Consider the following 8,948-nt stretch of genomic DNA (forward strand, 5'->3'; position numbering starts at 1 on the left):
TTATACAGGCAATTTGTGTACAATTGATTGGTTATAAATACACAGACACCAACTATACGCCTAATAAATGAATAGGTGTAACTATTTTATTATGAATAACTTAAGTATACTTGTAGCGTCAATGTTTATCAGTCTCTAAAGGCTTAGTACACTGTAAAATAAATATCTTATGCTTTTTTCGGCTTCTTTTGCCCTCTGACTTTTCTTTACAAAAATCGCGTAGCTTTGGCTATGCTCTATTTGTAAAGATCGCCAGCAAACAAAATAAACTCGAACTAAATGACAACTTACTTAATTTACAGTGTACTTAGGAATGGTGCGAAAATAAATTTACATTCTTAACCTCATCTTTTGAAGCTATACTTTGTTAAAAAATAGCCGAATAGCGCTGCTATTAGCCGATTTTTTGCCTCGTCTAGCAACAAAATATTTTATTAAACTATAGAAATTTATTTTTACACCATTCCTTATGCTAATTGTACTGATATTTACCCAGCGATTGGTAGCTACTTATATACATCAAACATAACACAAGTAAAACTTTACAAATATGAAATTTCGCCATTTTTTTGTTTTTTCTTTAGTGGCTGTTTTTTTTAGCAGTTGCACTATTCAGCAGCATATTCAGTTTAATAAAAATCTCTCAGGTACAGCTACCTCTACTATAGACATGTCCATGCTGATGGCTTTGATGCCTAAAACTACTCCAGGAGATTCAAGCACAACAAAGCCAAAAAGTAGTATGCCTGATATGTCGATGTTGATGGATTCATTAAAGAAGGGGCCTCAAATGGACAAGTTAAAAGACATTGAAGGCATCAGTAATTTTACATACAATATGGATAAGGAAACTAAGAAAATGACTTTTTCTTATGATTTCAAAAACCTGGATGCGCTCAATAAAGCCTTGGCAGAAGGAGGAACGAGCAACCCAGGAACGTTGATGGGTAAAAATATGCCAGGAAGTAAGCCTGCACCTGCCAAAAACAAAGATTTTAAGTATTTTGTAAAGAAGGGACGTTACGTTATTTACAAAATGCCTAAAAATGATATGCCTGACGATATGGGCAAAAACATGCAAGAAAATCCCATGATGAGTGGCGACATGGTAAAGTTTGAATTCAAAATATCGTTTGCTCGTAAGATAAAAAAGGTGAAAACTAAAAGTGCTATATTTAAGAGCGATAACTATATTGAGTACAAAACCAATATTCAAGAGATGATGAAGCAAAAAGATCCGGTAGAAATCAAAATCAAATACCGCTAGATTTTCAACGCTTCAAGGTAAAAACTACAAACGACAAGTATATATAATTTATGCTTGTCGTTTGTGTCTTAGGAATGGTGTAAAAATAAAGTTCTATAGTAACGCCAAAATATTTTGTTGGCAGGAGAGGCAAAAAAACGCGTCATAGCAGCGCTACGGCAAGTTTTTTTAACGAATTCTGTCAGCGAAAGATGACGTTAAAAATGTAAATTTATTTTGGTACTATTCCTTAAGGCTGGCTGTACAGCACTAAAGCATCTTTATCATCAGTTCTTTGAGCAGTTTGGCAGCTACTACTGCAGTCATACCGTCGCGATCGCGTTCGGGGTTGAGCTCTACAATATCGGCACCTACAATGTTGGCCTTTAGGTTTTGCAAAATGCTGATGACCTCTCGTGTAGAGAACCCTCCTGGCTCGTGATGCGATACTCCAGGAGCAAAAGCGGGGTCAAGCACGTCAAGATCTAACGATAGATATACTGGATTATTAAAACGCTTGTTAAGCTTACCCTGCCAGTCTTTCATAGCTACTACCTCTACATCAAACCTGCGTGCTTGTTCGCGTTGGTGAGGATTCATTGCCCGCACCCCTACTTGTACCAACCTTTCGGCAAGTTTTGCTTCCATAATACGGGCAAAAGGACTGGCATGCGAGTAAGGGTTATCGTCAAAGTCATCGTATAAGTCAGAGTGGGCATCCAGGTGTAGAATCGTGAGCTTAGGGTAACGCTGGGCATAGGCTTTTACAATAGGATAAGTAATAGAATGATCGCCTCCCAATGATAAAATCTTTACATCTTTTTCAAGCAACAGGGCTATATCTTGAGTAATTTCTGTGATGGCTTTTTCTCCACTGGTAAGCTCTAGATTGCCCACGTCAAGCCATGATATATGTTTAGATAAATCTACTTCGCTTTCGGTGCTCATGTTAGACTCGCCTGAGTGCAAAGCTGCTCTGAGGCTGTCAGGACCCAGTCGGGCACCATCCATGTAAGACGAGTTTTCGTCGAGCGGTATACCTACAACAGCAAGACGTGTAGTAGAAAATCCCTGAAAAGATAGTTCTTGTAAAAAAGGCATACTTAATGTTTTGTTTAAACAAAAAAGGTCAGGAGCGAATCTCCTGACCTAATTTAAGTATTTATTTTATTTTGAAAAGATTATTTCTTGATATTCACGAACAAAGCAAAAAAGGCATATTTCTCTCCAAGGTTTTTTATCTTCACTTCCAGGTTGTCAGAAGTAAGCGCTACTTGTACCAAACCAATGCCTGCTCCTCTACTTTCGCCTTCCGATGGGGCATCTCTTAATTTCCGTTTGTATTCACGTAGTTCGTCACGGTCAAGCGAATTTACTGTTTTACATTTTTCTAACAATAAGGGTACAGCTTCTTTCATTACCTGATTTCCGGTAATTACTTTATAGTGATCTTCAAGCTGAAGAATAACTATAGTTCCTACCTTGTCCTGATCACCAAAGTGGTTTACCTCTTTTGAATAGTAAAGCACATTTTGCGTAAGCTCCATAAATACAGAGAACACCTTTTTACCTACTCTGCGATTGTCTTGTAGCTTGGCTCTGATATCGCGGCTAAATTCTGAAAGTAACACATCTGTTAATGGACCTTTGTATGACAAAATGATATTGTCATTGTTGAGTTGTGCGTAATAGTCAAAGAAGTCAAAATTTTCGTTCTCTTCAGTTGTAGTTTCTTCTAAACTCATAATGCTTATAAGTTAATAATACAAAGTAACCCAAAACTATCTTTAATATAAGTGGATTATATATTATTCAGTAATTAATTTTGGTTTGGTTGTAAACAATGTTGAAGTAACATTTAGTAACCTTGTCAAAACAACCCCATTCATTTGCTTGTATTTTTGTGGTGCTACTTTACCTCTGTAATGCAGCAAAACAGTGCGATAACCGCAAAATACCTGGATGAATTGAAGTCTTCTTATTTGTATAAGATTATGCCATAATTGTTACCCAACCATTAGTTGAGTTTTTTGTAAATCAGTTTCGTTATTTACAAAAATGATTCCAACTGTAAAATAATTCTAAGTAACGTGTTCAAAATAAGTCTCCAGGTTTTGGGGACATTCCAAAGTCAGGCAAAGCAAAAAAATGATTGATAGTGCTGGCATCTGTACTTGACTTGGGGCAGGATAACTGAGCCTATTTCTAAACCTGTGGGGCAGCTTTGCTGTGGAGTGTTCAACGAAGACCTGGTTTTTCCAAATATACGAGTGAATTTTGTTGTTTTTTAGTGGAGCATAGCAAAAAAGCCTGAAGCCAAACCTCACATTTATTGCTCAGGTTTGCCGCAATTTCATTCAGGGAGCAGACAATCTACTAAGCCCTCGTTCCAAACCAAATGTATCGAAACAAAAAGGTTTTTCAAAAAATAGAGGAATATTCAAACTACTGAAAAAAATGAAGACAAGGCAGTAGGGCAATGATTGGGATAGGCATAATAAAACCCCGTGTATAAGGCAACTACACGGGGAGGATGAATGTTGTAATTTAAACTATTTCTTCTTCTACTACTTTGATCGTGTTTTCTACACCTCGGTAAATAGGGTATTCGTCTTCGAAGAAAAACTTAGATTCACCAAAGGCAGGGTGTAGGTCATCTAACCAAATGGCTTTTGGGTCATACTTGGCAAAAAACGGACGGCATACCCAATCAGGGTTGCGCCCTTGCAAAAATTGTAGAGCAAATACCTTTTCGCCGTGTATTTCGGTTATACCCAATACTTGTACTTTGCCTGGTCCAGCCGACATACTTGGTCCTCTTACGGTGCGACAAACCCCACTTACTTGTTGGTAAGATTGCTGGAATATTTGCCAAGCTCGGTCAAGCTCTATCGCAAAATAGTCCTGGGCTCCGGTATCGCGCGCCAAAAACATATAATAAGGAACACAACCAAGGTCTACTTGTTTGCGCCACATGTAAGCCCAGGCTTCTGCCGAGTCGTTGATATTTTTCATAATCGGCGACTGGGTTCGTATGGCTGTACCAGTGTTGAGAATGCGCCCTATGGCTTTTTGTACTTCTTCGGTTTCCAGTTCTCTGCCGTGGTTAAAATGCGACATAAAGGCCAAGTGCTTACCTGCTTTGTTCACTCGCTCAAATAATCTTAATAAATCGTCGGCATCGGTATCGCTTGTAAAGCGTTGTGGCCAATAACCCAAGGCTTTGGTGCCTATACGAATGGTTTTTAGATTGGGCAGGTCAGCTTCTAGCAATGCGTCTACATAAGAGGCCAAAATTTTTGTTTTCATAATGAGCGGGTCGCCACCTGTAAACAAAATATCGGTAATGTGTGGGTTAACCTTGATATATTTTACCAATAATTCGGTTTCGCGCATAGCAAATTTCAACTCATTCATCCCCACAAACTGTGGCCATCGAAAGCAGAAAGTACAGTAAGCATGGCAAGTTTGTCCCTGACTAGGAAAGAACAACATCGTTTCACGGTATTTATGCTGCACTCCTGTCAGTTTTACACCGTCTACCTCTGGCACATTGTCTTTCATTTGTCCGGCAGGGTGGGGGTTGAGCTGCAAACGTATTTTGTTTACTTCGGTTTTCAGGTCGGCTCTACTCACCCCTGATTTTAGCAAATGAGCTACATGGGCAAAATGCTCAGGCTTGAGCATGTCTTTTTGCGGAAAAGTTAAAATAAAGATAGGGTCATTGGCATAGTTGTCCCAATCTATGAGCTCCTCTACCACGTAGTTGTTTGCTTTAAAAGGCAATACATTGCCCACTACTTCTATTGCAAACTTTTCGTCTTCACTCAGTTTGCTTTCAACATAAGGTATATTTCTAAAATTTTTAAGGGTATAATTTTGGTATTTTGGCATTTATTTTTTTGTAAAAAGTTGTTAAATGTTTTGAAAGGAACACGTACTAATATAATGTAAAAATAGTAAAAAAGTTGCCAGATATAGATATTGTTATGTAATACATGTTAATAGTTATATTTTTCAAATAATTTCGACCCATCGTCCTTTGATTAGACTATTTATTGGGTAAACCACAGAGAGGCACTTTTTATAAAAAAGCTTGGTGTAAAAACTCCTGTAGAGACTTGTTCTTACACAATTTAAACTTTTTGCTAAATCGTTTTCTTGCCTTGGGTATAGCATTGGTTGAAGCCCCCTTGAGAGTTGAGCAACTTCTTTAGAAAAGCACTTTAGTTGGATAAGCATACAATGCTTTGCTTCATTTTTTGATCAGTCAGGGAGTTAATTACTCAAGTTACGCAGTTTTCTGAAGGTCACCTGTTTCTATTGTTGAATGGCTTTATTGCGCAATGCGTAGCCAAACCATTGAGCAATAAAGCCATATAACCATCAAAATAAGTAGGTCTGCGTAACTTCAGTTAATTATAATGATTTGTGTGGAGATTAGAGGATAGGCAAATGTTTTAGAGGGTTGATGAAAGTGTATAGTATAAATATTTCAGTGTTTATTAGAGAGGCAATTGCTCACAGGCTTAGTTGAAAACCCCATACCAATACATCATCTACCAGTTCAAGCTCTTGGTGGGGAGCAGCCTCAGACTTACCTACCCATTCGTGTAGTTTTGCTTTCAATATATGGTGTTGTTTGTGAGCAGGTAACGAGTGAAGCTCAAACAGTAATTGCCGGAAACGGCTTCCCATAAGTTTTTTATCGTTTTTACCTCCAAACTGGTTCTGAAAACCATCGCTGTACATATATACCCAGGTAGGCACACTTACATCTATAGTGTGTTTGGTAAACAAAGTACGGTTTTGAGACTTACGTTGCTCTCCTCCAATAGACATAGAATCCCCTTTTATAAAAAACAACTCGTTGTTTTGAATGTATACCAAGTGGTGACGGGCTCCGGCAAACTTAAGTACCTTTTCTCTTTTGTCTATCATACATAGCGACAAATCCATACCATCACGGTTATTGTTTTGCCCTTGGTTTAGTTTTGCCCATACACCAGTATCCATTTCTGTCAAAATCTGATCAGGTTCGTGCAGCTCTAGGTTGTGTACCGCATGATTAAGCAAAGAGTCACCAATCATACTCATAAATGCCCCAGGCACTCCGTGTCCGGTACAGTCTACAGTGGCCAATATAAGTTTATGGTAATAGTCAGAGAGTTGTTTTCGGGCAAACCAATAAAAATCACCTGATACTATATCGCAGGCACGGAATAGCACAAAAGATTCAGGCAACGATGCCTTGATACTATCCATAGAGGGCAGCATGGCTTCTTGTATTCTTTTGGCGTAAGTAATACTTTCGGTAATGTCTTCGTTTGCTTGGGCAATAGTAGTTTTTTGTTCGGTGAGTACCTCTTCCTGAAGTTGTAGCTCTTCCATTCGTAACTCCAGCAAAGCATTTTGATAATCTACTTCTTTGAGATGTTCTTGTTGCTTAAGTATTGACATTGCCCTGGTTTGCAACTCTAGTGGATGTACTGGTTTGGTAACAAAGTCGTGAGCACCCATTTCTAAAAAACGAGCCAGATAGTCGTCACTTTGTTCGCCTATAATCACAATAATACCTACTCTTTTATAAGTAGGATTATTTTTAATTTTGAGCAGCGTTTCCATTTCATCTCCTTGGGGCAGGGTGGCATCCATTAATATCAGAGCTAATTCATTCTGATCGGCTTCCAATAAGCACGAAACATCAGACTTTATCTCAAAAGGCAGCCCCATTTGGCTAATCACTTGACCTATGTGTATACTTTCTGGTGTTTCGTTATTCAGTATTAAAACTTTGCTCATGATATTTACTTTAGGATAATTATGTATCACATATTTTGTGCTAAAATTAGTCGGCTCATTCACTTTTAGTAAAACAGCACAGGCTACTTTTGTAGTTTTACTTGGCTGTCAACCTAAAGCCTATTAATAAAATATCGTCTATTTGTTGCTCAGTTTGTAGGTGCGGGTTTTCTCGCTTCATCCATTGCAAAATAGTATCGTCCAATATTTGTTTTTGTTCATCCATCGGTTTCAGGTGTATGTCAAGCAACAACTGTTTCAGGCGTTTCTTCATAAACTTTTTACCCCTACTTCCTCCAAACTGGTCTTGGTATCCATCAGAAAACATATAAAAAGTGGTGGGTTCGTGGTTCAGTGCTATAGTATGGCAGGCAAACTTCCTTTCGTCTTTATTCCACTCTCCTCCTATAGGCATAATGTCGCCTTTTATTTCGTATAATGTATGATTTTGGATGTACACCAAAGGTCGTTTGGCGCCAGTAAACTCCACCGTGTTTGTTGATAGGTTGATGGCACATAATGCAGCATCCATGCCATCACGATTATTGGTTTCGTCTTGTTGCAAAGCTTTTTTTACTCCTAAGTGCAACTGGTTCAAAATTTCCTGGGGCTGAGTGGTTCCTTGTGTTTCTACAATGTCGTTGAGCAAATTATTGCCTGTCATCGACATCAGTGCGCCCGGTACACCGTGCCCAGTACAGTCTATAGCTGCGATAAAAATCTTGTTTTGAACTACTTTAAACCAGTAAAAATCTCCACTTACAACATTGCGAGGTTTAAGCAATACAAAAGATTGAGGAAGGTGGGCTTGTATGCGAGGCAATGGAGATAACATTGCTTGTTGAATATGTTGTGCATAGGCAATGCTTTCGGTCAAGTCATTATTAATGCATTCTATTTTGGTATTTTTAGTTTCCAGCAAGTCACGTTGTGCGGCTATTTCTTCATTAAACTTTAATAACTTGTCATTTTTTTCTTCTATTTCGTGATTTTGTTGTTTTACTTTTTTGTAATAAAAAATAATCCAGTAAGATACTGGCCAGGCAACCACCACTGGAACTACTGTTGACATGACCAAACCAAAAGTAAAACCTACTTTTCCTACAGCTGCGGCGATTACCAAAAACATGCCTAAAGAAACCAACGTAGAAAAAGCTGTAATTACCCAAGGACTATATATTTTATCTTTGAATGAGTCTGTAAACACTACCAGGTGATATTGAGTTTGAAAAAAATATGACCAATGTCAGGTTGATTTTTGGATAAAATGTAGCATATAATGATTGTGGGCAGAGGCTGGAAAAGTCAAGTGAAATTCTGGTATTTATTGTAGAGATATTTAAGCCATTACCCATCCACGTTTTAGCAATGGGTAGTATTATAGCTATTGCACAGCTTAGGCAGGACAGGGGCAATGAGCAAACGAAGCACTTACGCTTTTTCCTCCACTCTAAAACCCACTACCAAAATATCGTCTAATTGAGGTTCTTTTTTAGTACGAGCATTTTGACGTTCCATCCATTGTACAATGGTTGTTTCCAGTATTTGTTTTTGTTCTTTCATGGGCTTTTGATGAATCTGAAGCAGTAGCTTTTTCAAGTGCCCCTTCATAAATTTTTTACCTTCAGGACCGCCAAACTGATCCTGATACCCATCAGAAAACATATAAAAAGTAGTCACATCGTTATTGAGTGGCAGGCAGTGTTTAGTAAACAACCTTTCGCCCTCTTTTTTACCCCATTGGCCCCCTATGGGTGTTTTGTCTCCTTTTATTTCGTGTAGTTTACCATTGTTAATGTAAATAAGGGATTTTGGCGCAGCAAAGTTGACTTCTTTTTTTGCTGTTTTTACACAAATGCCATATCCATGCCATCACGGTTTTAGTTTCGTCTTGTTTCAG

At 38.3% G+C, this 8,948-nt stretch carries 8 protein-coding genes; 2 read left to right on the plus strand and 6 right to left on the minus strand.

All coding sequences use genetic code 11. The features are described from left to right. Positions 1-550 precede the first annotated feature (550 nt). Positions 551-1,267, plus strand: a complete 717-nt coding sequence (locus M23134_RS11550) for a hypothetical protein (protein WP_002696181.1) — start codon at positions 551-553, stop codon at positions 1,265-1,267. 249 nt (positions 1,268-1,516) lie between these two features. Here the strand turns inward: M23134_RS11550 and speB are convergent, their stop codons facing one another. The 5 genes from speB to M23134_RS11580 form a co-directional block, all read right to left on the minus strand. Then, positions 1,517-2,347 carry an agmatinase gene (gene speB, locus M23134_RS11555; protein ID WP_002696183.1) on the minus strand — a complete coding sequence of 277 codons (831 nt, stop codon included), beginning with the start codon at positions 2,345-2,347 and terminating at the stop codon, positions 1,517-1,519. Positions 2,348-2,427: 80 nt separating this feature from the next. Continuing rightward, positions 2,428-2,991 carry a SiaB family protein kinase gene (locus tag M23134_RS11560; protein WP_002696185.1) on the minus strand — a complete coding sequence of 188 codons (564 nt, stop codon included), beginning with the start codon at positions 2,989-2,991 and terminating at the stop codon, positions 2,428-2,430. An 802-nt stretch (positions 2,992-3,793) separates the two neighbouring features. Then, the gene (locus M23134_RS11565) at positions 3,794-5,140 is read right to left on the minus strand and encodes a KamA family radical SAM protein (RefSeq protein WP_002696191.1); all 1,347 of its coding nucleotides are present in this window, start codon (positions 5,138-5,140) and stop codon (positions 3,794-3,796) included. A gap of 627 nt (positions 5,141-5,767) precedes the next feature. Beyond that, on the minus strand, positions 5,768-7,048 hold the full coding sequence (locus M23134_RS11575) for a PP2C family protein-serine/threonine phosphatase (protein ID WP_002696193.1): 1,281 nt from the start codon (positions 7,046-7,048) through the stop codon (positions 5,768-5,770). A gap of 97 nt (positions 7,049-7,145) precedes the next feature. Further along, positions 7,146-8,120, minus strand: a complete 975-nt coding sequence (locus M23134_RS11580) for a PP2C family protein-serine/threonine phosphatase (RefSeq protein WP_157558446.1) — start codon at positions 8,118-8,120, stop codon at positions 7,146-7,148. On the opposite strand from M23134_RS11580, the gene M23134_RS41075 reads away from it, so the two are divergent. Then, positions 8,119-8,265 (plus strand): hypothetical protein, encoded by a 147-nt coding sequence (locus M23134_RS41075; RefSeq protein ID WP_157558447.1) that lies wholly within the window; start codon positions 8,119-8,121, stop codon positions 8,263-8,265. The two genes, M23134_RS11580 and M23134_RS41075, sit on opposite strands and share 2 nt — an antisense overlap. A 214-nt stretch (positions 8,266-8,479) precedes the next feature. Here M23134_RS41075 and M23134_RS11585 read toward each other — a convergent pair whose 3' ends face one another. Continuing rightward, complete coding sequence (locus M23134_RS11585) at positions 8,480-8,764, minus strand: hypothetical protein (protein ID WP_045113407.1); 285 nt, start codon at positions 8,762-8,764, stop codon at positions 8,480-8,482. Positions 8,765-8,948 lie beyond the last annotated feature (184 nt).

The sequence above is a fragment of the Microscilla marina ATCC 23134 genome (genome assembly GCF_000169175.1).
Taxonomy (GTDB): Bacteria; Bacteroidota; Bacteroidia; order Cytophagales; family Microscillaceae; genus Microscilla; species Microscilla marina.